22 protein-coding genes are annotated in these 25,500 nt (G+C 60.4%); 17 read left to right on the forward strand and 5 right to left on the reverse strand.

Translation table 11 applies throughout. From position 1 onward, the window contains the following. The first annotated feature begins 56 nt into the window (after positions 1–56). The 7 genes from GQF03_RS00580 (at position 57) to rpsD (ending at position 8,472) form a co-directional block, all read left to right on the forward strand. Positions 57–1,721, forward strand: coding sequence for an NAD+ synthase (locus GQF03_RS00580; RefSeq protein WP_161337245.1), 1,665 nt, complete (start codon positions 57–59; stop codon positions 1,719–1,721). Continuing rightward, a complete protein-coding gene (gene gltX, locus GQF03_RS00585) occupies positions 1,718–3,049 on the forward strand; it encodes a glutamate--tRNA ligase (RefSeq protein WP_161337246.1) in 1,332 nt (443 codons plus the stop codon). The genes GQF03_RS00580 and gltX overlap by 4 nt, the downstream gene beginning before the upstream one ends. A gap of 16 nt (positions 3,050–3,065) precedes the next feature. Beyond that, positions 3,066–4,496, forward strand: a complete 1,431-nt coding sequence (gene cysS, locus GQF03_RS00590) for a cysteine--tRNA ligase (RefSeq protein ID WP_161337247.1) — start codon at positions 3,066–3,068, stop codon at positions 4,494–4,496. After that, positions 4,496–6,103 (forward strand): citramalate synthase, encoded by a 1,608-nt coding sequence (gene cimA / locus GQF03_RS00595; protein WP_161337248.1) that lies wholly within the window; start codon positions 4,496–4,498, stop codon positions 6,101–6,103. The genes cysS and cimA overlap by 1 nt, the downstream gene beginning before the upstream one ends. Before the next feature lie 6 nt (positions 6,104–6,109). Continuing rightward, a complete protein-coding gene (locus GQF03_RS00600) occupies positions 6,110–6,871 on the forward strand; it encodes an RNA methyltransferase (protein WP_161337249.1) in 762 nt (253 codons plus the stop codon). Continuing rightward, positions 6,852–7,760: an alpha/beta fold hydrolase gene (locus GQF03_RS00605; protein WP_161337250.1), complete on the forward strand. Its 909-nt coding sequence runs from the start codon at positions 6,852–6,854 to the stop codon at positions 7,758–7,760. The genes GQF03_RS00600 and GQF03_RS00605 overlap by 20 nt, the downstream gene beginning before the upstream one ends. A 94-nt stretch (positions 7,761–7,854) precedes the next feature. Beyond that, the gene (gene rpsD / locus GQF03_RS00610; protein WP_161337251.1) at positions 7,855–8,472 is read left to right on the forward strand and encodes a 30S ribosomal protein S4; all 618 of its coding nucleotides are present in this window, start codon (positions 7,855–7,857) and stop codon (positions 8,470–8,472) included. A 72-nt stretch (positions 8,473–8,544) separates the two neighbouring features. On the opposite strand, the gene GQF03_RS00615 is transcribed toward rpsD, so the two are convergent. From GQF03_RS00615 to purM, 4 genes are read right to left on the reverse strand one after another with little or no spacing between them, the layout of a single operon-like run. Next, positions 8,545–8,859 carry a DUF202 domain-containing protein gene (locus GQF03_RS00615; protein WP_161337252.1) on the reverse strand — a complete coding sequence of 105 codons (315 nt, stop codon included), beginning with the start codon at positions 8,857–8,859 and terminating at the stop codon, positions 8,545–8,547. A gap of 42 nt (positions 8,860–8,901) precedes the next feature. Beyond that, on the reverse strand, positions 8,902–10,068 hold the full coding sequence (locus GQF03_RS00620) for an ABC transporter substrate-binding protein (RefSeq protein ID WP_161337253.1): 1,167 nt from the start codon (positions 10,066–10,068) through the stop codon (positions 8,902–8,904). Between the two features lie 13 nt (positions 10,069–10,081). Next, complete coding sequence (gene purN / locus GQF03_RS00625; protein ID WP_161337254.1) at positions 10,082–10,741, reverse strand: phosphoribosylglycinamide formyltransferase; 660 nt, start codon at positions 10,739–10,741, stop codon at positions 10,082–10,084. Continuing rightward, entirely contained in the window at positions 10,729–11,811 is a 1,083-nt protein-coding gene (purM, locus tag GQF03_RS00630; protein ID WP_161337255.1) for a phosphoribosylformylglycinamidine cyclo-ligase, read from the reverse strand. Before purM ends, purN begins: the two co-directional genes overlap by 13 nt. Positions 11,812–11,877: 66 nt before the next feature. On the opposite strand from purM, the gene GQF03_RS00635 reads away from it, so the two are divergent. From GQF03_RS00635 to GQF03_RS00670, 8 genes are all read left to right on the forward strand, one after another. Beyond that, positions 11,878–13,023, forward strand: a complete 1,146-nt coding sequence (locus GQF03_RS00635) for a DUF2066 domain-containing protein (RefSeq protein WP_161337256.1) — start codon at positions 11,878–11,880, stop codon at positions 13,021–13,023. Between the two features lie 50 nt (positions 13,024–13,073). After that, positions 13,074–13,601 (forward strand): CDP-alcohol phosphatidyltransferase family protein, encoded by a 528-nt coding sequence (locus GQF03_RS00640; RefSeq protein WP_161337257.1) that lies wholly within the window; start codon positions 13,074–13,076, stop codon positions 13,599–13,601. 15 nt (positions 13,602–13,616) lie between these two features. Beyond that, complete coding sequence (locus GQF03_RS00645; RefSeq protein WP_161337258.1) at positions 13,617–14,708, forward strand: AI-2E family transporter; 1,092 nt, start codon at positions 13,617–13,619, stop codon at positions 14,706–14,708. A 67-nt stretch (positions 14,709–14,775) separates the two neighbouring features. Continuing rightward, positions 14,776–15,384, forward strand: a complete 609-nt coding sequence (locus GQF03_RS00650; protein ID WP_206376055.1) for an HdaA/DnaA family protein — start codon at positions 14,776–14,778, stop codon at positions 15,382–15,384. A gap of 3 nt (positions 15,385–15,387) precedes the next feature. Continuing rightward, a complete protein-coding gene (locus GQF03_RS00655; RefSeq protein WP_161337260.1) occupies positions 15,388–16,167 on the forward strand; it encodes an SDR family oxidoreductase in 780 nt (259 codons plus the stop codon). Between the two features lie 24 nt (positions 16,168–16,191). Then, a complete protein-coding gene (locus GQF03_RS00660; RefSeq protein ID WP_161337261.1) occupies positions 16,192–16,623 on the forward strand; it encodes a DUF2147 domain-containing protein in 432 nt (143 codons plus the stop codon). 128 nt (positions 16,624–16,751) lie between these two features. Next, positions 16,752–18,899 (forward strand): RNA degradosome polyphosphate kinase, encoded by a 2,148-nt coding sequence (locus GQF03_RS00665; protein ID WP_161337262.1) that lies wholly within the window; start codon positions 16,752–16,754, stop codon positions 18,897–18,899. Between the two features lie 36 nt (positions 18,900–18,935). After that, a complete protein-coding gene (locus GQF03_RS00670; protein ID WP_161337263.1) occupies positions 18,936–20,456 on the forward strand; it encodes a Ppx/GppA family phosphatase in 1,521 nt (506 codons plus the stop codon). Here the strand turns inward: GQF03_RS00670 and rnd are convergent. Further along, positions 20,434–21,585, reverse strand: a complete 1,152-nt coding sequence (gene rnd, locus GQF03_RS00675) for a ribonuclease D (protein ID WP_161337264.1) — start codon at positions 21,583–21,585, stop codon at positions 20,434–20,436. The genes GQF03_RS00670 and rnd overlap by 23 nt on opposite strands. Before the next feature lie 202 nt (positions 21,586–21,787). Here rnd and aspS point away from each other — a divergent pair, with 202 nt between their 5' ends. Together aspS and GQF03_RS19075 are read left to right on the forward strand one after the other, a co-directional pair. Further along, positions 21,788–23,572: an aspartate--tRNA ligase gene (aspS, locus tag GQF03_RS00680; protein WP_161337265.1), complete on the forward strand. Its 1,785-nt coding sequence runs from the start codon at positions 21,788–21,790 to the stop codon at positions 23,570–23,572. Positions 23,573–23,703: 131 nt separating this feature from the next. Continuing rightward, the gene (locus tag GQF03_RS19075) at positions 23,704–25,383 is read left to right on the forward strand and encodes an EAL domain-containing protein (RefSeq protein ID WP_161337266.1); all 1,680 of its coding nucleotides are present in this window, start codon (positions 23,704–23,706) and stop codon (positions 25,381–25,383) included. The last annotated feature ends 117 nt before the right edge of the window (positions 25,384–25,500 follow it).

The raw sequence follows: 25,500 nt of genomic DNA on the forward strand, positions 1-25,500 counted from the left end.
CCTAAAAGCGTCTCCCGATGCTTGCTGATGGCGTCAAGGCGGGTTAGATATCCTTCATGACCGATCAGTTGAAAATTGCGCTTGCGCAGGCGAACCCGACCCTCGGCGATATCGAGGGCAATTTCGCGCTCGCCCGCGCCTTCCGCGAGGAGGCGGAGGCGCTTGGGGCGGATATCGTCGTCTATCCCGAGCTTTTCCTCACCGGCTATCCGCCGGAGGACCTGGTGACGAAGCCGGCGTTTCAGCGCGCCGCATGGAAGGCGATGGAGGATCTTGCCGACATGACCCTCGATGGCGGCCCGGCGATGCTGATGAGCGCGCCGATGGTCGAGGAGGGCAAGCTCTATAATGCCGTCTGCCTGCTCGAAGCGGGCAAGGTGTCGGCCCGGCGCTTCAAGAACAAGCTGCCGAACTATGGCGTCTTCGATGAACTCCGTATATTCGAGGCGGGGCCGCTGCCCGGGCCGATCCCGTTCAAGGGGGTGCGTCTCGGCGTCATGATCTGCGAGGATATGTGGTTTCCGGAGGTTGCCGAATGCCTCGCCGAAACCGGCGCGGAAATGCTCATCGTGCCGAACGGCAGTCCCTTCGATCATGCAAAATCCGACGAGCGGCTCAATCACGCCGTCCACCGGGTGACCGAGACCGGCCTGCCGCTCGTCTATCTCAACCAGATCGGCGGGCAGGATGAGCTGGTCTTCGACGGCGCCTCCTTCGTGATGAATGCCGACCGCTCGCTGCCCGTCCAGATGGCGAGCTGGAAGGAAAGCCTGGTCGTCACCGACTGGCGGCGGCAGGCGGACGGCAGCTGGAAATGCGAGACGGAGGAACTTGTCGATCCCGGCCAACCGATGGAGCGGATCTATCACGCCATGGTGCTGGGGCTGAAGGATTATGTCGAGAAGAACCGCTTTCCGGGCGTGGTTCTTGGCCTCTCCGGCGGGATCGACAGTGCCTTGAGCGCCGCCGTCGCCGTCGATGCGTTGGGGGCGGAGCGGGTCCATTGCGTCATGATGCCCTCGAAATATACCTCAACCGAGAGCCTCGACGATGCGGCGGAATGCGCTCGGCTTCTCGGCACGCGGCTCGATACCATCTCCATCGCGCCGGCGGTCGAGGCCTTCGATGCCATGCTAGAGGCGCCCTTCGCAGGGCTTGAGCCGGATATCACGGAAGAAAATATCCAGTCGCGCATTCGTGGCATGACCCTGATGGCGCTCTCCAACAAGCTCGGGCCGATGGTGCTGACCACCGGCAACAAGTCGGAGATGTCGGTCGGCTATGCGACGCTGTACGGCGATATGTGCGGCGGCTATTCGGTGCTGAAGGATGTCTACAAGAGCACCTGTTTCAAACTCTCCACCTGGCGGAACACGCATTTCTCCCCGCTTTTCAAGGGGCCGGAGGGCGCGGTGATGCCACAGAATGTGATCACCAAGCCGCCGACGGCGGAACTGCGCGAGGACCAGAAGGACGAGGACAGCCTGCCGCCCTATCATATTCTTGACGGCATTCTCTATGGTCTGGTCGAGCAGGAGAAATCCTTCAAGGAACTGGTCGAGGCGGGCTTCGAGCCGGCGACGGTCAGCCGCATCCAGAACCTGCTCTATATCGCCGAATACAAACGCCGCCAGTCCCCGCCCGGCGTCAAGATTTCGACGAAGAATTTCGGGCGCGACCGGCGCTATCCGATCACCAACGCCTTCAGGGACAAAAGATGAGCACCAGATACCGCTTTGCGCCAAGTCCTACGGGATATCTCCATGTAGGAAATGCCCGGCTCGCCCTGATTAACTGGCTGTCCGCCAAAAAAGACGGCGGGGAGATGATCCTGCGCCTTGACGATACGGATGAGGACCGCTCGACCGAGGCATATGCCGCCGCCATTCAGGAGGATCTGAAATGGCTCGGCCTCGACTGGTCGGAACTGAAAAAGCAATCGGAGCGCAGCGAGGCCTATCGGCGCGCCTTCGAGACGCTGAAGGCCGCCGGCCGGCTCTATCCCTGCTATGAGACGGGGGAGGAGCTGGATTACAAGCGCAAGCGCCGGCTCGCCCGCAAGCTGCCGCCGGTCTATGATCGCGCGGCGCTTGAGCTTACGGAGGCGGACAAGGCGAAGCTGGAAGCGGAGGGGCGGAAACCCCATTGGCGCTTCAAGCTCGATCAGGTCGTCATCCGCTGGGAGGATATGGTGCGCGGATCCGTCGAGGTCGATGGCGCGAGCATGTCCGACCCGGTGCTGATCCGCTCCGACGGGCGGCCGCTCTATCACATGCCCTCCGTCGTCGATGATATCGACTTTGCCATCACCCATGTCATTCGCGGCGAGGATCATGTCAGCAACACGGCGCTGCATATCCAGATTTTCGAGGCCCTGGGCGCCTCCGTTCCCACCTTCGGCCATATCCCTCTGCTGATGGGGCCGGACGGCGGGCCGCTTTCCAAGCGCGAGGGGAGCCAGAGCCTCCGTGAGTTGCGGGCAAATGGGATCGAGGCAATGGCGGTGGACAGCCTGCTCGCGCGTCTCGGCACCTCCGAAAATGTCGAGATTTGCCATTCCCTTGAGGAGATTGTCGCCGGGTTCGATATCCATCATTTCAGCCGCGCCGCCGCCAAGTTCGACCCGGCGGAACTTGCCAACCTCAACGCCAAACTGCTACATCAGCTGGACTGGGCGGAGGTGAAGGATCGGCTCGCCATCCCCGGGGCCGATGAAACCTTCTGGAACGCCGTCCGCGGCAATCTCACAAAACTTGACGATGCAAAAGACTGGTGGCAGGTGGTGAGGGGGCCGATGACACCGGTCGTTGAGAATGCCGATTTCCTGCGCGCCGCGGCGGAGCAGTTGCCCGACGGCGAGATCACGCCGGAGAGCTGGAAAGCCTGGACCACGGCGGTGAAGGAGACGACCGGCGCGAAAGGCAAGGCGCTGTTCATGCCGCTCCGTCTCGCGCTGACCGGACGGCCGCACGGGCCGGAGATGAACAATCTGTTGCCCCTGATCGGCCGGGAAAATATACTCGCGCGCCTGACCGGCCGCGCTGGCTGAGAATAAGGACGATCTCGTGACGCTGCATCTTTACAATACCGCCCACCGACGGAAAGAAGAATTCGTGCCCCTGAAGCCGGGCAAGGTCGGCATGTATGTCTGCGGGCCGACGGTCTATGACACGGCCCATATCGGCAATGCGCGCCCGGTGGTAATCTTCGATGTGCTGGCGCGTCTCTTGCGGCATCTGGGTTATGATCTCACCTATGTCCGCAATATCACCGATGTCGAGGACAAGATCATCGAGGCGGCGGCGAAAAACGGCGAGAGTATCGAGGCGCTGACGACGCGCACAACCAAGGCCTATCACGACGATATGGCGGCGCTGAATGCGCTGCCGCCGGACCTTGAGCCCCGCGCGACCGAGCATATCGACGGCATGATCAAGATGATTTCGACACTGATCGAGAAGGGGCATGCTTATGAGGCGGAAGGCCATGTCCTCTTCGATGTGACCAGCATGGCCGATTACGGCAAGCTATCGGGCCGCAACCGCGACGACATGATCGCCGGCGCCCGGGTCGAGGTTGCGCCCTATAAGAAGGACCCCGCCGATTTCGTGCTCTGGAAGCCCTCCACCGAGGACATGCCGGGATGGGACAGCCCCTGGGGCCGCGGGCGGCCGGGCTGGCATATCGAATGCTCGGTTATGAGCGAGGCGACGCTTGGCATCACCTTCGATATCCATGGCGGCGGGCGCGACCTGATCTTCCCGCATCATGAAAATGAGGTGGCGCAAAGCTGCTGCGCCCATGACGGGGCGGAATTTGCCCGCTACTGGGTGCATAACGGTTTTCTCACGGTCGAGGGCGACAAGATGTCGAAATCCCTCGGTAATTTCCGCACCGTGCGGGAGCTGTTGGCGGAAGCGCCGGGGGAAGCCCTGCGCCTCAACATGCTCTCCACCCATTACCGCCAGCCGCTCGACTGGACGGCGGAAGGGGTCAAGCGCGCCAAGACCAATCTCGACCGGCTCTATACCGCGCTCCAGCATCTGGAAGGCGTCGAGGCCGGACCGCTGGAGCCCGCGCCCGATGTGATCGCCGCGCTTGAGGATGATCTCAACACGCCGCAGGCGCTCGCCGCGCTCTTCGCCCTCGGCGGGGAGGCCAACAAGGCGACGGATGACGCGGCGAAAGCGCGCATCAAGGGACAATTGCTTGGCTCCGGCGCGCTTTTGGGTCTATTACAACAAACGCCAAAAGAATGGTTCCAAGGCGGGACGGTTCATTTGAAGGCAGATTCAATAGAAGCAAGATCAGAACTTGGATCACCGGTACTGACATCTGTAATTTCAAAAGAAAATATTGAAGCCTTAATCGCCGAGCGCGATGAAGCAAAGAAACAAAGGAATTATGCGCGGGCAGATGAAATCCGCGATAACTTGAAAGCTGAAGGGATCATCCTAGAGGATGGTCCGAACGGCACCACATGGAAGAGGGCGTAATGGCACGCGAGAGACTTTATCTTTTTGACACAACGCTGCGCGACGGGGCGCAGACACAGGGCGTGGATTTCAGTGTCGAGGATAAGGCGAATATTGCGAAGGCGCTCGACGGCCTCGGCATTGATTATATCGAGGGCGGCTGGCCCGGCGCCAACCCGAGCGATACGGCCTTTTTCGCCAATCCGCCGGAGTTCCGGCACGCCAAGTTCACCGCCTTCGGCATGACCCGGCGGCCCGGCCGCAGCGTCTCCAACGATCCGGGCCTCAATGAAATTCTGGACGCCAAGACGCCCGCCGTCTGCATCGTCGGCAAGAGCTGGGATTTCCATGTCGATGTCGCGCTCGGGATCAGCCTCGAGGAAAATCTCGAGCTCATCGCCGACAGCATCGCCGAGATCGTCCGGCAGGGGCGCGAAGCGATGTATGACGCGGAGCATTTCTTCGATGGCTATAAGGCTAATCCGGACTTCGCGCTCGCCTGCCTCAAGGCGGCCTATGGCGCGGGCGCCCGCTGGATGGTGCTCTGCGATACCAACGGCGGCACCCTGCCGGACGAGGTCGAGCGGATCGTCACCGAGGTGACCGAGCATATCCCCGGCAGCCATCTCGGCATCCATACCCATAACGACACGGAGAACGCCGTCGCCAATACCCTGATGGCGGTGAAGGCGGGCGTGCGTCAGGTGCAGGGCACGTTAAACGGCCTGGGGGAGCGGTGCGGTAACGCCAATATCATCTCGCTGATCCCGTCGCTGGTCCTGAAGGAGCCGTTCAAATCCATGGTCGAGACAGGCATCACGGCGGAGGGGCTGAAATCCATCACCTCGGTCTCCCGTCTTCTCGATGAGATCCTCAATCGCTCCCCGAACCGCCATCAGGCCTATGTCGGCGCCTCGGCCTTTGCCCACAAGGGCGGCCTGCATGTCTCCGCGGTCGAGAAGGATCCCAAAACCTACGAGCATGTTGAGCCGGAAGTCGTCGGCAACAAGCGGCATCTGCTGATCTCCGATCAGGCGGGGCGGTCCAACATCCTTGCCCAGCTCCGCGAATTCGGCCTCGATGTCGATCCGAAGGACCCGAAGATCAACCGCCTGCTCGAGGAAGTGAAGGAGCGAGAGTTCGACGGCTTTTCCTATGACGGCGCGCTCGCCAGTTTCGAGCTGATGGCCCGGCGGCGGCTGGGGCAGGTGCCGAAATATTTCGACGTGGAAAGCTTCCGCGTACAGGTTGAGCGGCGCCATAACGCCAAGGGTCAGCTTCTCACTGTCTCCGACGCCGTAGTCAAGCTGATCATCGACGGGGAACGCTATCTTTCCGTGGGCGAGGGGAACGGCCCGGTCAACGCCCTTGATGCGGCGCTGCGCAAGGATCTCGGTAAATTTTCCGACTATATCGATGATCTCCGCCTCGTGGATTTCAAGGTGCGGATCCTCACCTCGGGCACCGAGGCCGTGACGCGCGTCCTGATCGAGAGCACGGACAAATCGAACAAGCGCTGGTTCACCGTCGGGGTGTCGCCCAATATCGTCGATGCCTCCTTCGCCGCGCTGATCGACAGCATCACCTACAAGCTGTATCAGGCGGGCGCGCCGTCGGGCGGGAAGTAAATCTGCATGTCAGGCGCTGCACAGCCGGCGATCATCCTCGTCGAGCCGCAAATGGGCGAGAATATCGGTGCGGCGGCGCGGGCGATGCTGAATTTCGGCCTGACGGACCTCCGCCTTGTGAACCCTCGCGACGGCTGGCCCAACGATCGGGCGGTCGCCATGGCCTCCGGCGCCCGGATCGTGCTGGAGAACACACGGGTCTTTGAGACGACCGAGGCGGCGATTGCCGACCTCAACCATGTCTTTGCGACAACGGCGCGGCCGCGCGACGTCATCAAGGAAGTCGCGACCCCGAAGGCGGCGGCCATTGAGCTTCGCAAAAAGGCGGGGCATGGCGCCCGGACCGGCATTCTGTTCGGCAAGGAAAGCGTCGGCCTCTCGCGGGAGGATGTGGCGCTCGCCGATGCCATCATCTCGGTGCCGCTCAATCCCGATTTCTCCTCCATCAATCTCGCGCAGGCGGTGCTGCTGGTCGGCTATGAATGGTTCCAGGCCGCCGATGACACGCCGCCGGTCAAAATCCTGAATGAGGAACGCCCGGCCAACAAGGCGGAGCTGTCGCATCTGTTCGAGCGGATCGAGCGGGAGCTGGATGCCCGCGGCTATTTCGATCCGATCCAGCAGCGAAAGCATGTTATCCTTCGCAACATGCGCAATATGTTCCAGCGGCTCGGCCTGATGGAATCGGATGTGCGGGCCTTTCAGGGGATTATCAAGGGCCTCACCATGAAGCTGAAGGACAGGAAAGATGACGGCGATCCATCATAAACGGGCGGAGCTTACGGATATCAGCCTGCATTATGCCGAATGCGGGGCGGAGAATGACGAACTCGTCCTCATGCTCCATGGCTTTCCGGAATTCTGGTATTGCTGGAAGGACCAGTTGCCTGTCGTCGGCGAGAAATATCACGCGGTCGCGCCGGACATGCGCGGCTATAACCTCTCTGACAAGCCGGAGGGGGTGAAGGCCTACCGCATCGGTCCTCTGGTCCGGGACATGATCGAGCTTGCGGATCATTTCGGCAAGGAAAGCTTCTATCTGGTCGCCCATGACTGGGGCGCGGCCATTGCCTATGCGGTCGCCATCGCCCATCCGGAGCGGATCAAGGGGCTGATGATCCTGAACGGCGCGCATCCCTATATCTTTGCGGACCTGCTCAGCAACAATGACGAGCAGATCGCCAACAGCCAGTATATGGCCTATTTCCGCAATCCGAACGCGGAGGCGGAAATGCTCGCGAATAACGGTCAATGGCTGCTGGACTGGACCTTTCGGGAGATTATCGAGAGGGGCCTGATGACCGAGGAGGACGCGGACGCCTACCGCGCGGCCTGGGCGCAGCCCGGCGCGATGACGGCGATGGTCAACTATTACCGCGCGTCGCCGCTCGTCCCGGCAACGAAAGAGACGAAGGGCAAAGGGTTCGGCCTCAATCCCGAGGACTTCAAGGTGCATGTCCCCACCTTCGTTCTCTGGGGGGAGGCGGATCACGCCCTGATTAAAGAGAATCTTGTCGGCCTCGAGAATTTCATCGATGATCTCACCATCAAGCGGCTGCCAGGCATCACCCATTGGGTCACCCATGAAGCGCCGGAGATCGTGTCCGCCGAGATCCTCGCCTTTATCGACCGGATCCGTCCCGAAAAAGCGTCGTAAAGGCTTGACAAGCGGGCGTTAGTTTCTATGATGCGCGCCTTGTGCAGGCCTCGTCGGCGTGCCTTTTTCCTGAATAGAAAACTGGATCAAGTAAATGAGCAAACGCATTCAAGCGAAATACAAAATCGATCGCCGCATGGGCGAGAACCTCTGGGGCCGCCCGAAAAGCCCGGTTAACCGCCGCGAATATGGACCGGGCCAGCATGGCCAGGGCCGCCGGGGCAAGATCTCCGACTTCGGTATCCATCTCCGCGCGAAACAGAAACTTAAGGGCTATTACGGCTCGATTACCGAGAAGGGCTTCCGCCGTCTGTACGAAGAAGCCACACGCCTGAAGGGCGATACCTCCGAGAACCTGATCGGCCTGCTGGAGCGGCGCCTTGACGCCGTCGTCTACCGCATGAAATTCGTGCCGACCGTTTTCGCGGCCCGCCAGTTCGTCAACCACGGCCATGTGATGGTCAACGGCAAGAAGGTCAACATCGCCTCCTACCAGGTGAAGCCCGGTGACGTGATCGAGGTCCGCCAGAAATCCAAGCAGATGGCGCTTGTCCTCGAATCCGTGGATAGCCCGGAGCGCGACGTCCCCGAATATATCGACGTCGACCACAAGGCCATGAAGGGCACCTTCAATGCCATCCCGAAGCTGGCCGACGTGCCTTATCCGGTGATGATGGAGCCGAACCTGATCGTCGAATTCTACTCACGCTAAGCGCTGAGATCCCGAACAAAAGCCGGAGCGCCTCGCGCCTCCGGCTTTTTTCATGGGCGAGGTGGACGGAGCCTACAGCCCGCCGTCCTGCTTTTCCTCATTGATGGATTTTTTAACGCGGTGATAATCATCGATGCCGATCAACAGGCTGATGACGGCAATCGGCAGGAGCCCCCAGCCGACGACGTTAAGCCATTGATCCTCGACCAGCTTTGTCAGCGCGATTGATCCGGCAACGAGGGCGATCGTCGTCCGGACATAGGCCATCAGTGTACGACGGTTCGCGAGCTCGGTCCGGTGCACGGCCAGCTTGAATGTATCGACATTCCGCCGCTCATTCTGGTTGATATTCTTTTGCTCTGTCATGATGCTGTGATAGTAGAGCAAAAAATTTTCCGTTCAACTCCGCTGAAGGCGGAACCGGCGCGATCAGGGCGCAGGCACGTCCGTCGGCAGGATCGTCCGCACGAACGTCTCGTCGCCCTTCACCACCTTCATGATCGTCACCGACTTGGTCGGGATCTGGCTGCCGTCCGTGAAACTGATCTCGCCGGTGATGCCCTTGAAACCCGTGAGGGTCGAGAGGGCGGCCTTGACGGCGTTCACATCGCTGCTGCCCGCCTTGTCGATGGCGGCGGCCACCAGCTTCACCGTATCATAGCCGAGCGCGGCGAAGGCATCCGGCTCAGCGTCCGGAAATTTCTTCTTGAAGGCGGCGCGGAAGGCAATGACCTCCGCGTTTTTGTCATTGGCGCTGACATCCGCATGGGTCGTGAAATAGACGTTCGATTCATCGGGCAGATTCGCCCAGTCCATGCCGATATCGAAACCGTCGCCGCTCAGGATCGGGACGGTGAACCCGGCATCGCGCAACGCCCTGACCGCGCTCACCACCTCGTCGGGGGAAGCGGAGAGATAGATGAAATCGGCGGCGGGCAGGGAGGCGACGGCGTCAGTGAAGTTGGCTTTCGTATAGCCCCGGCTGAAAATGACCTCCCCGCCGAGGGCCTGGAAGCTCTCCTCGAAATAGCCGCGCAGCAGCTCCGTATAGGACATCTGCTCCTTATAGAGCACCGCGACCTTTTTAAGCTTCAGCTCGTCATGGGCGAAGGTGGCGGCGGCGGCGGCCTGCACATTATCGCCGTAGCAGGCGAGGAAGAGATATCCCGGTACTTCTTTGGGCAGCCGCGGCGATGTCGCGCCGGAGGTGATGAAAATCCGCTTGTCCCGGGCGGCGACCTTGGCCGCCGCCAGCACCACATCCGTATCCGACATGCCGATCATCACCGGCATATCGGAGTTGGCGGCAATCATCGCGGCAGTTTTCTGCGCGATTACGGCGGGGTCGGTCTCGCCATCCTCGATCAGCAGCGTCGCCTGCCGGCCAAGGATGCCGCCCGCCGCATTGATTTCGTCAATGGCGAGCCGGGCGCCGTGGGAGGACGGGATATCGAGAGATTTCTGATCTCCGCTGAGATTATAGATGGCGCCGATGGTCATTGACGGGTCCCCTCCCTGACAGGCGGTTGCGACAAGGGTCGCCCCGACGAGAATGGCGGCGAGGCGGAATATCCTGCTGGTTGATTTGCCAATCATATCTACGCGTCTTTCAGAAATTTTCAAGTTTCGGATTGATCAGGGCGCCCGTTTCCTCCTCGGCGCGTTCGATCAGCACGCGCGAGCCATGGATCTTGACGCGGTTTTCGGCAACAAGCCGGAGCGAGAGCGGATAGATGCGATGCTCCTGCTCGAGAATGCGGGCGGCGAGGCTGTCCGCGGTGTCCGCCTCCAGGATCGGCACGACGGCCTGGGCGATGATCGGCCCGTTGTCCATTTCGGGCCGCACGAAATGCACCGTGCAGCCGGCGAAGCGCGCGCCAGATTCAATTGCCCGCTCATGCACATGCAACCCCTTAAAGGCGGGGAGCAGCGACGGATGGATGTTGAGAATACGGTCGCGCCAGCGGTTGACGAACTCCGCCGTCAGCAGCCGCATGAATCCGGCAAGGCAGATGAGATCGATGCTCAAATCCTCAAGGTAACTGGTGATCTCGGCCTCGAACGCCTCCCGGCTTTCGAAGTCGCGATGATCGATGGTGCGGGTCGGGATGCTGTTCTCGGCGGCGAATTTGAGGCCCGCCGCCTCAAGGTTGTTCGACAGCACGCAGCAGATTTCGGCGGGAAAATCCGGCGCCCGGCAGGCCTTCACCAGCGACTGCATGTTCGTCCCGCGGGACGAGATGAATACGGCGACTTTCAGCTTTGCCAATTTTCTTCCAACCTGTTGATGATCACCTGCGCCGCATCCCCCTCACGCGCGACCAGCTCGCCGATCCGGTAGACCGTCTCCCCGGCGGCGGTCAGCATCTTCGTGGCGGCCTCCGCCTTTTCTGCCGGGACGACGACAACCATGCCAAGGCCGCAGTTGAAAGTGGTGGCGAGCTCCTTCGCCTCGATATTACCCAGCTCCGCAAGCCAGCGGAAGAGAGGCGGCAGCGGCCAGCTTTTGGCATCGAGCCGCGCCGCGAGATGTTTCGGCAGCACGCGCGGGATATTCTCGTAAAGCCCGCCGCCGGTGATATGCGAGAGCGCGAGGATATGTTTCGCGCGGACCGCCTCAAGGCAGCTTTTCACATAGATGCGGGTCGGCGCGATCAGCGCATCGCCGAGCGTGATCGAGGAATCGAAGGGCGCCGGGGCCGCGTAATCGAGCTTGAAATCGCCGACAATCTTGCGGACCAGAGAAAAGCCGTTCGAGTGCAGACCCGAGGAGGCGAGACCAAGGAGGACGTTCCCGTCATCGAGGCTGTCGGCCTTCAGAAGATCATCACGCTCCACCGCGCCGACGGTGAAGCCCGCGAGGTCATAATCGCCCTTCGCATACATGCCCGGCATTTCCGCCGTCTCGCCGCCGATCAGCGCGCAGCCGGCCTGACGGCACCCCTCAGCGATTCCCTTGATGATATCGCGCGCCGCGGAGACATCGAGGCCGCCGGTCGCGAAATAATCGAGGAAAAAGAGCGGTTCCGCGCCCTGCACGACCAGATCGTTGACGCACATGGCGACCAGATCGATGCCGACCGTATCATGGCGGTTCATGTCGATGGCGACTTTCAGCTTGGTGCCGACGCCATCGGTCGCGGAAATGAGAAGCGGGTCCTTGAAGCCCGCCGCGCGGGGGTCGAAAATCGCGCCAAACCCGCCGAGATCCGCGTCGGCGCCGGCGCGCCGGGTGCTAGCCGCGAGGGGTTTTATGGCCTCAACCAGTGAGTTTCCGGCCACAATATCGACCCCTGCATCCTTGTAGCTGTAACTTTTTTTGGAGCTATCGCTGTTCATAAGTTATGCTGCACCCGAGTTTATGACTATGATCGGGCCAACATACTTTTTTTCCAGTGGTTTGCAATGACGGAAACACAACCAACTTCAATCTTTTCGCGCATCGTGGGACTGGCCGTTCTCATTTTCTGCCTTGCAGGAATTGTAGCGGCGGTGCCGGCGGCGGAGAATATCTACGTCGTGCGCGACATTGCCGTCGATGAAACGGCCGCCTCGGCCTCCGATGCCCGCACCATCGCCGTGCGCAAAGGGCAGGAGCGCGCCATCAATGCGTTGCTCCGCCGTCTGGTGCCGGTGCCGTTCCACAACAGCCTGCCCGATCTCGATGAGGCAACGATCACGCCGCTCGTCGCGTCCTTCCAGGTCGCCAATGAACGGACCTCCGCAAAACGCTATCTCGCCGACCTGACCTTCGAGTTCAAGCGCGACGAAATCCGCCGGCTTCTGCGCGTCAACATGCTGCCTTTTTCCGAATCTTTCGGCAAACCCGTGGTCGTTCTGCCCGTCTTCCTGCAGGAGGATCGGGCCTATCTCTGGGAGTATCCCAATCCCTGGCGCACGGTCTGGATCGATATTATTGATTACGGCCTCCGCCCGCAGGAACCGGACGCCCTCCGCGATGACTGGGCGCAATCCCTGTTGCGGCCGATAATCGTTCCGGCGGGCGATCTGTCGGATTTCAAGGCGATCAACGCGGAGCAGGCAGTCAGTCTCGACGAGGCGGCGCTCAATGCCCTCAAGGAAAGCTACGGCGCGGCGGAAGTGCAGGTAATCACGGCGAGCGAGCGCACCGAAGCGGACGGCACGCTGCTCCTCGATATCACGCAGAATGTCGCCGGGCAGCTCAACGCCGCGGTCGTCCAGACCTACAAGGGCAGCGCGAATGAGGAGGAGCTGATGCAAAGCGTCGTCTTCGACCTGGTCGCCAAGATACAGGAAGACTGGAAACGCCAGAATGTCCTTGATTTCAGTATCGAGAATACCCTTGCGGTCACCACCAATATCAAGAGCCTCGCAGACTGGCTCGCCATTCAGCAAAAGGTCGAGGGCCTGTCCGCGGTGACGGCAACCCGCGTCAAGGAGCTGTCGGTCAGTCAGGCCTTCTGGCATCTCACCTTTGTCGGCAGCATCGACCAGCTGACCGGCGCGCTCGCCCAGCGGGACCTCCTGCTTGTCGAACGCGACGGCTACTGGACGCTGGATCTTAAATAATTACCATAATCTATTGAAATCACGAGATAACATAAGGTTTGGAAGCGGTCTTGAATATTCCCAACTCGATTACATTGATCCGCATGATTATGGTGCCCATCATTGTCTGGCTGATCCTGGCCGAGCAAATGTATGCCGCTTTCCTCGCCTTTCTGCTGGCCGGGGCGTCGGATGCGCTTGACGGGCTGATCGCCAAGCAGTTCGACCTGGTCACGCCGCTCGGCACCTATCTCGATCCGCTGGCCGACAAGATCCTGCTGGTCTCCATCTATGTGACACTGGGCGTGCAGCAGGACCTGCCGAGCTGGCTGGTGATCCTGGTGGTCAGCCGCGATATCCTGATCGTCGGGGCGATTCTCCTGACCTTCCTGCTTGAGCTCAATATCGCCATCGTGCCCTCGAAGCTCAGCAAGCTGAACACCTTCTGCCAGATCAGCCTCGCCGCCATCGTGCTCGGCGATCTCGGCCTGGATATGGGGTTCAGCGGATTGATCGAGCTCTTCGTCTATATCGTATCGGTGACCACGGTGCTCTCGGGGCTCACCTATATCCTGCAATGGTCACGGCAAAACAGCTAGGGACGGGAGGAAACCATGACGCTTAAGCAGCAAATGAAATTCTGGGTCATCGCGCTGGTGGCCTTTGTCCTTTTCCTCGTTCTGTTGAGCGATATCCTGCTGCCGTTTGTTCTCGGCATGGCGGTCGCCTATTTCCTCGATCCGGTGGCCGACCGGATGGAGGCGGCGGGGATCAACCGGACGACGGCGACGGCGATCATTATCGGGCTTTTCCTGGTGCTGGTCATCCTTGCGGTGATCCTGCTGGTGCCGGTCATCATCGACCAGTTTGTCGGGCTTCTCAATAACCTGCCGGGTTATTACCAGAGCCTGCATGACTTCCTGCTGCCGTTCATCGACCGCTTCGTCGATATCCCGGCGTTGCAACAGAGCGCCGAATTCAAGCAGACGGTCGGGCAATATGTCGGCGAGGCGGTGAAGAGCCTCGGCTCGATCTCGAAAAACATCGTCGGCGGCGGGCTGGCGCTGGTGAATATGGTGATGCTGCTTGTCATCTCACCGGTGGTCGCCTTCTATCTGCTGCGCGACTGGGACCATATCGTCGCGCGGATCGACAGCTGGCTGCCGAAGAAGAACGCGGGCCAGGTCCGCATGCTGGCAAAGCATATTGACGACGTGCTGGCCGGATTCGTTCGCGGGCAGTCGACGGTCTGCCTGCTGCTCGCCGCCTATTACGGGATCGCCCTGATGGTGATCGGGCTTGAATTCGGGCTGGTCATCGGCATTGTCACGGGCCTGATTTCCTTCATTCCCTTCGTCGGCGCGATTATCGGCTTTATCGCCTCGGTCGGCGTGGCAACGATCCAGTTCTGGCCCGATTTCATCATTATCGGCATTGTCGGCGGGATTTTCGTCGTCGGCCAGATTCTCGAAGGTTATGTCCTTGTCCCCAATCTCGTTGGCGAGAAGGTCGGGCTGCATCCGGTCTGGGTGATGTTCGGCCTGCTGGCGGGCGGCAGCCTGTTCGGCTTTGTCGGTGTTCTCATCGCCGTGCCCATGGCCGCCGTGATCGGCGTTCTCAGCCGCTTTGCCATCGACCAGTATCTCCAGAGCCCGCTCTATGGCGCGCCGCCGCCGGAAGATCAGGAAAGACTGCTTGAGGATTGATATGCAACCCTCTCAAATTCCAATGAATTTTTCCTTTCGGGCGGCGAGGGAAAGGGATGACTTTCTGGTGACCTCCGCGAATGAGGAGGCGGTCGCCTGGATCGACCGCTGGCCCGACTGGCCCGCGCGCTCGCTGCTGCTGGTCGGCCCGGCGGGATCGGGAAAGACCCATCTCGCGCAGGTCTGGCAGGCGACAAGCGGGGCGCAATCGCTGGCGGCGGGCGATCTGTCCAACCTCGGGATCGAGACGCTGAACGACCTTGCCGCCGGGGCGCTGATTATCGAGGATACGGGCGAGGGGGTCGATGAGAAAATCCTCTTTCATCTCTATAATCTGGTGCAGGAGAAGGGCGGCAGCCTGCTGATCACGGCCCGATCGGCTCCGGCCACCTGGCGGCTCGCGCTCTCCGACCTGTCCTCCCGCCTTGGCACCGTGCCGATCGCCCGCATCCGCGAGCCGGATGACGAGTTGTTCGCGGCGCTGGTCATCAAGCTTTTTTCCGACCGCCAGCTTGCCGTCACGCCGGATGTCGTCCAATATATCGTGCAGCGGCTCGAACGGTCGTTCCAGGAGGCGGGACGCTTCGTTACGAAACTCGACCGGAGCGCGCTCGCCAGAAAAAGAAAAATAACGGTTTCGCTGATCCGCGAAGTCTTCAGGGAAGAAGAGGGATAGAACATGGATTTGGGAATTTCGGGAAAATGGGCGATTGTCTGCGCCTCCAGCAAGGGGCTTGGCCGCGGCTGCGCAGAGGCGCTGGCGGCGGAAGGCGTCAATCTTGTGGTGACCGCGCGCACCAAGGCGACGCTTGAGGAAACGGCGGAGCATATCCGGGCGCAATCCCCGGTCAAGGTGATCGCCGTCGCCGGCGACATCACGACGCCGGAAGGGCGCGCCGATGTGCTGAAGGCCTGCCCCGAGCCCGATATCCTCATCAATAACGCCGGAGGTCCGCCGCCCGGTGATTTCCATAACTGGACGATCGAGGACTGGCAGAAGGCGCTCAACGCCAATATGCTGACCCCGATCGAGCTGATCAAGGCGACGGTCGATGGCATGCGGGCGCGCAAGTTTGGCCGCATCGTCAATATCACCTCGAGCGCGGTGAAGGCGCCGATCGATATTCTCGGCCTTTCCAACGGCGCGCGGGCCGGGCTGACCGGCTTCGTTGCCGGGATCGCGCGGAAAACCGTCGTCGATAATGTGACCATCAACGCGCTGCTGCCGGGCCCCTTCGATACCGACCGGCTGCGCGGCAATTTCGAGGCGGTGGCGAAATCAAGCGGTCGGCCGATCGAGGAAATCCGCAAAGAACGCGCGGCCAGCAACCCGGCGGGCCGGTTCGGCACGGCGGAAGAATTCGGCGCGGCCTGCGCCTTTCTCTGCGGCGACAAGGCGGGCTATATCACGGGACAGAATATCCTGTTGGATGGCGGCGCCTTCCCGGGTACTTTGTAGGAAATTGCAACCATGGGAGGATCTATGATGCGGATTCTGGCGACTTTTCTGGGCCTTTGCGTCGCAACCTTGCTCGCCGCCGCGCCGGCGCGGGCGGATATCACCGGCGTCTGGGCGACGGTGGAGGGGAAAAGCCACGTAAAAATAGAGTCTTGCGGCGACAAGCTCTGCGGCAAGATTATCTGGCTGAAGGAGCCGAACACGCCCGAGGGCAAGCCCAAGACGGACGAGAACAACAGCGACGAGGCGCTGCGAAGCCGCCCGATCCTGGGGCTCGAGCTGCTGAGCGGCCTTGTGCCCGAAGGCCAGAACGAATGGGATGACGGCGAAATCTACAATCCGGAGGACGGCAAGACCTATTCTTCCGAAATGACGCTGGTCAATCCGAAGGAGCTTGAGGTGAAGGGCTGCGTTCTTTTCATCTGCAAGAGCCAGACCTGGACCAAGGTAGAGTGATTTTTTACCATTTGCCTGTAGAATTCCGGGAAATCGGCGCAATCTTTTCGGTTTTGTCATAATTCGATGATGCCGACCCTATATACTGGGAAGATGATCGCGTTTTTTTGGATGGGGCAGAAATTAGGATGTCGACGAAATTTGACAGCGTAGGGGACACCGGACCGGGCCTGATTGACAGTCCTGACCGCTTTATCAACCGCGAACTCTCGTGGCTCTCCTTTAACTGGCGGGTGCTCGAGGAATCGGCGAATATCTCCCATCCGTTGTTCGAGCGTCTGCGGTTCCTGTCCATCTCCGCCACCAATCTCGATGAATTCTACATGGTCCGCGTCGCCGGGCTGCTCGGTCAGATCAAGGCCAATATCAAGACCATGAGCGATGACGGCCTGACGCCCGCGCAGCAGCTGGCGGAGGTTGATCACAAGGCGACGCTGCTCATCAACGAACAGATGCGGCAATGGAACAAGCTGACCACGGAGCTTCGCCAGGCCGGGGTGGCGGTCCTCGCGCCGAAGGAACTGACGAAACAGGAACGCGGCTGGCTGGAAGACTATTTCATGCAGCAGATCTATCCGGTCCTGACGCCGATGGCGCTTGACCCGGCGCATCCGTTCCCCTTCATCCAGAATCTCGGCTTCGGCATGTTCCTCGAGCTGGTGGGCAAGCAATCGGAGCGCAATCTCAAGGCGCTGCTTTTGTTGCCGCAGGCGCTCGATCGGTTCATCCGGCTGCCCGGTCCGAAAATCCGCTTCATCAGCCTCGAGAATATCGTGATGCTGTTTCTCGGCCATCTGTTCCCGGGCTATGACGTGGCCAGCAAGGGCATGTTCCGCATCGTCCGCGACAGCGATATCGAGGTCGAGGAAGAGGCGGAGGATCTTGTCCGCCTGTTCGAATCCGCCCTCAAGCGCCGTCGCCGCGGCAGCGTCATCCGCCTCAAGGTCGACAAGGAAATGCCGGAGGAATTCGTTGAGTATCTCAGCCGCGAACTGGGGCTCGACAACCGCGCCGTGGTTGTCGTTGACGGCCTTCTCGGCCTCTCCGACACCTCGCAGCTGATCACCGCCGACCGGCCGGACCTCTGTTTCCAGCCGCATACCCCGCGCTATCCCGAACGGGTGCGGGACGCGGGCGGCGATATTTTCGCCGCGATCAGCACCAAGGACTTCATTGTCCATCATCCCTATGAGAGTTTCGATGTCGTCGTCCAGTTCCTCCGTCAGGCGGCGGCGGACCCCGATGTGGTCGCCATCAAGCATACGCTCTATCGCACCTCGGCCAACTCGCCGGTGGTGAGCGCGCTGATCGAGGCCGCGGAATCGGGCAAGTCGGTCACCGCGCTGATCGAGCTCAAGGCGCGCTTTGACGAGGCGGCGAACATCAAATGGGCGCGCGATCTGGAACGGGCAGGGGCGCAGGTCATCTATGGCTTCATCGACCTCAAGACCCATGCCAAGGTATCGATGGTGGTCCGCCGCGAAGGACGGAACCTCAAGACCTATATGCATTTCGGCACCGGCAACTATCACCCGGTCAATGCGCGGGTCTATTCCGACCTCTCCATGTTCACGACGGATGTGGCGCTGGCCAACGACGCGACGCTGATGTTCAATTACATCACCGGCTATGCCAAGCCGAAGGGCCTGCAGAAACTCGTGCTTTCGCCCTACAGCCTTCGTAGTTCGCTGATCGAGATGATCGAGAAGGAAATCGAATTTGCGAAAGCGGGCAAGCCGGCTGCCATCTGGGCCAAGCTCAATGCCCTTGTCGATCCGATCATTATCGACACGCTCTACCGGGCGAGCAACGCGGGCGTCGATATCCGCCTGGTGATCCGCGGCATCTGCTGCCTGCGCCCGGGGATCAAGGGCCTGTCGGAGAATATCCAGGTGACCAGCATCGTCGGCCGCTTTCTCGAGCATTCGCGCATCGTCTGCTTTGGCAACGGCAAGAAAATGCCGTCGGACGAGGCGCGGGTCTTCATTTCCTCCGCCGACTGGATGCAGCGCAGTTTCGACCGCCGGGTGGAGGCGCTCGTCCCCGTTACCAACGAAACCATCCATCGCCAGGTTCTCGACCAGATCATGGTGGTCTGCCTCAAGGACAACCAGCAGAGCTGGAAACTCCTCGCGAATGGCGAGTATGAGCGGATCGTCCCCGATGGCGATCCCTTCTCGGCGCATAATTATTTTATGACCAACCCGTCTTTATCTGGACGCGGCAAGGCTTTGCTTGTAAAGGAACCTGTACCGAAACTTGTTCCGCCAAGTTAAAATCGAGCCCTATCGTGTTGCAGGTGCGTGGAGAGAATGGAAGATCGGGATAGAGAGCTAGACCCCGTCGTCAAAGTGTCCGACCGGTCTACCGCCGTGATAGATATCGGCTCAAACTCCGTTCGTCTGGTGGTTTTCGACGGCCCCCAGCGGGTGCCGCTCCCCAAGTTCAACGAGAAAGTCCTCTGCGGCCTCGGGCAGGAGCTCGGCACGACCGGACGGCTTGGCGAGAAGGCCATGGCCGATGCGCTCGCCGCGCTCCGCCGCTATGCCGCGCTCGTCCATCATATGGGGATCGAGCGGGTGATGGTGGCCGCCACCGCCGCCGTGCGTGAGGCCGACAACGGTTCCGAATTCGTCTCCGAGATTGAGCAGCAATGCGACCTCAATGTCCAGGTTTTGAGTGGCCGGCAGGAGGCGCGCTATTCCGGTTTGGGTGTCCTTTCAGGCATTCCCCACGCCGACGGTCTTGCCGGAGACCTCGGCGGTGGTAGTCTGGAACTGGTGGAAATCTCGGATTTCCGAATTCACGAAACGGCAACACTCCCCCTCGGCGCGCTGCGCCTCTCCCATATGAACATGCCGGAGAAGAAGCTCCGCAAGTTCATCAACAAGAAATTCGCCAAGGCGGCCTGGCTCGAGGAGATGACGGCGAAGAATTTCTATGCGGTCGGCGGCGCCTGGCGTGTGCTTGCTCGCTATCACATCATCAAGACCAACCATCCGCTCAATATCATCCATAACTATCGCCTGACGGGGGAGGAGATTACGGCGCTGATCGATGAAATCCTCGCGATGTCGATCGAGGATCTGTACAACGCCAACGGTATCCCGAAATCCCGCGCCAACACCATGCATACCGCCGCCATCATCATGCAGGAACTGCTGGAGAAGGTGACGCTGAAGAACGTGATTTTCTCCGGCAACGGCCTGCGCGAGGGGATGCTCTTTTCGGAGCTCAAGAAATCCGTGCGCAAGCGCGACCCGCTTCTCGATGCCTGTCGCGACATGGCCGCCAGCGAGGGCCGGTTCGCCGAGCATGGCGAGGAAATCTTCGACTGGCTGAAGGACCTGGTCCGCATGGCCGACCGTAAGGGCAAGCGGCTGACGCTGGCCGCCGCGACGCTTTCCGATATCGCCTGGTGGGCCAATTCCGACTACCGCGCGGCGCAGGCCTTCCGGCGGATTTTCCGCGCCCCCTTCAACGGCATCGGCCATCGCGGCCGCGCCATGATCGCGCTGTCGGTCTATGCCCGTTACAAGGGCGATTTTTCCGGCCCGGCGCCCGATGACAGCCTCCGCCTGCTGAGCGAGGCGGAAGCGAAAAACGCCCTCACCATCGGCCTCGCGCTTCGGCTGTCGCATACCTTGAGCGGCGGCACCATCGGCATTCTCTCGAAAACCCGGCTGGAGGTTTCCTCGACCACGGTAACCTTGCGAATCCCGACGTCGCTGTCGGCGCTTGTCGGGCAGCATGTCATCAAACAGCTGGAAGATCTCGCGGCGGCGCTCGATCTGAAATCCGAGATTGAGGTTACGCCAAGTCGATTATCCTGATCTTGCCGTCCTCGGAGGAGAGGGCGATTTTGCCATGCTTGAGTTTCAGCGCATCCTCGCCGAAGACGCGGCGGCGCCAGCCCTTCAGCGCCGGTACATCCGCCGTATCATCGGCGGCGATGCGCTCCAGATCCGCCATGTTGCAGACCAGCTTCTGCGCCACTTCATTCTCCTCGCAGCGCAGCTTGAGCAGCACCCGGAGCAATTCCATCAGCGGCCCCGTTCCCTTGGAGGGCGGCGCTTTCCGGGGCAGGCGCGGCGCCTGATCCGCGGGCAGCGCGACGCCTTCCTGCACGGCCTCAAGAAGGCCTTGCCCCATCTTGCCCTCCGCGAATTTATGGCCAATCCCGCGCACATGGGAGAGCGTTTCGGGATCTTTCGGCGGGTTTGAGGCGATCTCGATCAGCGCCTCGTCCCGCAGGATGCGGTTGCGCGGAATATCCTGGCGATGCGCCTGCCGCTCGCGCCAGGCGGCGACGGCCTGCAGGATGCCGAGGAATTTCGGATGATGGTTGCGCGCCTTGATCCGCGTCCAGGCGTTTTCCGGCGGCATAAAATAGGTGTCGGGGGAGAGCAGGATCTCCATCTCCGAGGTCACCCATTCCTCGCGGCCGCGCTCCTTCAGCTTCTTCGCGAGATGTTTGTAAACGTCGCGCAGATGGGTGACGTCCGCCTCCGCATAGGTGAGCTGGCGGTCGGAGAGGGGGCGGCGCGACCAGTCGGTGAAGCGCGAGGATTTGTCGATGCCCTTGCCGGTGATCTTGGAGACCAGCGTGTCATAGCCGACGGAGTCGCCGAAACCGCAGACCATCGCCGCAACCTGCGTGTCGAAAATCGGCCGCGGCACCTCGCCGTTCAGATGATGAAAGATTTCAAGGTCCTGGCGCCCGGCGTGAAAGACCTTGAGTATCTTCTCGTTCTGCAGAAGGCGGAAGAGGGGGGCCAGATCGATGCCCTTCGCCATGGGATCGACAATCGCCGATTCATCCTCCGTCGCCAGTTGGACGAGACAGAGGATCGGCCAGAAAGTGCTCTCGCGCAGGAACTCCGTATCGATGGTGAAATAGGGATGGGCCTCGAACCTTGATACCAGATCTTCAAGGGCCGCGGTTGTCGTAATTATCTGCATTGATTTACTGTGCCCTTTCCGGACAGATACGCGACTTGGGGCACCCAAACGCTGGCTGTTATGTTACAAAGCTTCTCTTTGCGCACAATAGCCGATATTTCTCCATAAAGGAAGGTTGGCGGCGGGCGAAAAACCATGTAATACAGGCGCTCATTGTCCAAATCGGCCCCGGCGGGGTCCAGAAGATTTATAGAGAGTATCGATGCATAGCTACCGAACCCATACTTGCGCCGAGCTGCGCGAGAGTGATGTTGGCAAAACCGTCCGCCTGTCGGGCTGGGTTCATCGCAAGCGCGATCATGGCAACCTCCTGTTTGTCGACCTGCGCGATCACTACGGCATCACCCAATGCGTGATCGAGCATGATGTCGCCAATTTCGAAGCGGTGGAGAGCGTGCGCTCGGAAAGCGTGATCACGATTACCGGGAATGTCGTCGCCCGCAGCGACGAGACGATCAACCCGAACCTGCCGACGGGCCGGATCGAGGTGGATATCACCGACTTCGCGCTGCAATCGGCGGCGGAGGAACTGCCGATGCCGGTATTCGGTGAGCAGGAATATCCGGAGGATATCCGCCTGCGTCATCGCTATCTCGATCTCCGGCGCGAGCGGCTGCATAAAAATATTGTCCTGCGGTCCGATATCATAGCCTCCTTGCGCGATCAGATGCGCGAACAGGGTTTCATGGAGTTCCAGACGCCGATCCTGACCGCCTCCTCGCCGGAGGGGGCGCGGGATTTCCTGGTGCCGAGCCGCCTGCATCCGGGCAAGTTCTATGCGCTGCCGCAGGCGCCGCAGCAGTTCAAGCAGCTGATCATGATGTCGGGCTTCGACCGTTATTTCCAGATCGCGCCCTGTTTCCGCGACGAGGATGCGCGCGCCGACCGCAGCCCGGGCGAATTCTATCAGCTCGATATCGAGATGGCCTTCGTGACACAGGAAGATGTTTTCGCCGCCGTCGAGCCGGTATTGACCAATGTTTTCAAGAAGTTCGCGGGCGACCGTAAAGTCGTGACACCGTTCGAGCGGATCCCCTTCGATGAGGCGATGCTGAAATACGGCTCCGATAAGCCGGACCTTCGCAATCCCATCCTCATCAGCGACGTGACCGAGCCCTTCACGGACTCCGGTTTCGGACTGTTCGCCAAGGCGATTACCGCGGGCTCCATCGTTCGCGCAATCCCGGCACCCGGCGCTGCCGACCGGCCGCGCAGCTTCTATGACAAGATGAACGACTGGGCCCGCAAAGAAGGCGCGGGCGGCCTTGGCTACATCATTTTCAAGGATGGCGAGGCCAAGGGCCCGATCGCCAAGAACCTTGATGATGCGCGCATCGCCAAAATCCGCGAGATCACCGGCGTGGGTGAGGGGGATGCGGTCTTCTTCGCCTGCGACAAGGCGGCAGGCGCGGCGGAACTCGCCGGCAAGGCCCGCACCCGCATCGGCGAGGAGCTGGACATCATCGAGAAGGACGTCTTCCGCTTCTGCTGGGTCATCGATTTTCCCATGTTCGAATATGACGAGGCGGAAAAGAAGATCGATTTCAGCCATAACCCTTTCTCGATGCCGCAGGGCGGGCTTGAAGCCCTAGAGACCATGGATCCGCTGGACATCAAGGGATACCAGTATGATATCGTCTGCAACGGGATCGAGCTGTCGTCCGGCGCCATCCGGAACCACCGCCCGGACATCATGGTCAAGGCCTTCGAAATTGCCGGATATGACGCCGCGGTGGTCGAAGATCGCTTCGGCGGCATGCTGAACGCCTTCCGCTACGGCGCGCCGCCCCATGGCGGTATTGCGCCGGGGGTCGACCGCATTGTCATGCTGCTGGCGGACGAGCCGAATATCCGCGAGGTCATCCTCTTCCCGATGAACCAGCAGGCGCAGGATTTGATGATGCAGGCGCCGGCGGAAGTTCCGCTGAAAAACCTGCGCGAATTGCATATCCGCACGGTCCTGCCGCAGCCGAAAACCGGCGAATAACGCGGCCTAATCCGGCCTGAGAGAAAAAGCCCGCCACCCGGCGGGTTTTTTGTCATTTTTTTCCGTATTTTTCTGATTTGTTAAGAAATGGGCAGTTATTGTTACCCGCAGATTAACCAAAAGGTTGCAAGGTGACAGAAGAAAGCAAATTAGACAGTCTGCGGACCGAGAAGGAGCGCTTCGTCGCATTTTCCTTCGCTGCCGCGGACTTGCTCATCGAACTTGATAACAAGGGTGTGGTTATTTTCGCCTCCGGCGCGGCCAAGGGGCTGACCGGTGTCGAGATGGCGGACCTTAAGGGCGCGTCCTTCGTCGAACTGGTGGCGCAGCAGGACAAGGCGGTCATCGAACATATCCTCGCCAGCATGAAGGTCGGCGACCGCATTACGCCGGTCGTGGCGCGCATGGAGAAAACCAAGGTGTCCGTGATCGTCGGCGCCTGCAAGCTGCCGCGCAATCATGAGCATGTCTTCCTGGCCCTCAATATTTCGAGCATGGCGGCGGCGCGGTCCAACGCCGAATATCGCGATACGGATACCGGCCTTCTTGACCGCAAGGATTTCCTGAAACTCGCCGACCGGCAGATGGCCATGGCCTCGGACGCCGGGCAGCGGACGGAACTCACGCTCCTGCATCTCAACGGCCTGAGCACGCTTCAGGAACATCTCGGCGAAGACGGCATGGCGAATTTCATGGACCGGGTCGGGGTCATTCTGCGCCGCTATTCGCTGGGCGGCGACAGTGCGGGCCGCCTCGACGAGGATAAATACGGCGTCATGCACAGCCCGTCCATCGACGGTAAATTGCTGGAAGACAAGATCACCTCGCTGACGGGCGATGAATCGAAAAACGGATTTTCCGTGCAGCGAAGCACGGTGGACCTCCTGAAAGGGCAGCTTTCCGCCAATCATGCGACGCAGGCCCTGATGTATGTCATCAACCGCTTCGTTGCGAGCGATACGGAAGAATTCAACATCAAGTCGCTGGCCGAAGGCATGGACAACCGCCTCGAAAAGACGATGAACCGTATGCTAGCCCTCAAATCGGTGTTCCAGAACTACAAATTCAAGCTGGTTTATCAGCCGATCGTCCGCATCTCGGACAAGGAAGTGCATCATTACGAAGTGCTCTCACGCTTCAAGGATGGTGAATCCCCGTACGAGACCGTAACCTTCGCCGAGGAGACGGGAATCATCCAGGATCTCGATCTCGGCGTTGCCCAGAAGGTGAAGGACAAGCTGACCGAAATCCAGAAGCGCGGCGATGTACTGCCGAAACTGGCGATCAATGTGTCCGGCTATTCGCTGGAGTCCGATAGCTTTATCGACAGCCTGCTCGCGATGTATCAGGATAACGACGAAATCCGCGAGAATGTCGGCCTGGAAATCACCGAAACCAGCCGCATCAATGACCTGGAGCGCGCCGAGAAGGTGATCCAGCAGATCCGCGCGAGCGGCATGGAGGTCAGCCTCGACGACATGGGCTCGGGCTCCGCCTCCTTCCAGTATATCCGCGCGATGACGGTCGATTACATCAAGATCGACGGCACCTATATCAAGGAAGTCCTCACCAACAAGCGCGATGCGGCGATCCTGAAGGCGCTGTCGCGTCTCTGCCAAGAACTCGATATCGGCACGATCGCGGAGATGGTCGAAACCAAGGAACAGCTGCATGTGCTGAATGTGCTCGGCGTCAATTACGGGCAGGGCTGGTATTTCGGCAAACCGCAGCCGGATATCGAGACCAAGCGCAAGTCGCGTTCGATCACCAAGAATCTCAAGCGCAAGGGATTTGCGACGACCTGGGCCTGATCCCAAGAAAAAAAAGAGCATGTCTCCGGAAACATGCTCTTTTTATAGGGAGTAAGACAAAAAGGTTTAGCAATCCTGAAAGTGCCAAAACGCCGCACTTTCCAACCTTGTTACTCA

Origin of the sequence: Sneathiella chungangensis (genome assembly GCF_009882935.1) — a bacterium.
Lineage (GTDB): Bacteria > Pseudomonadota > Alphaproteobacteria > Sneathiellales > Sneathiellaceae > Sneathiella > Sneathiella chungangensis.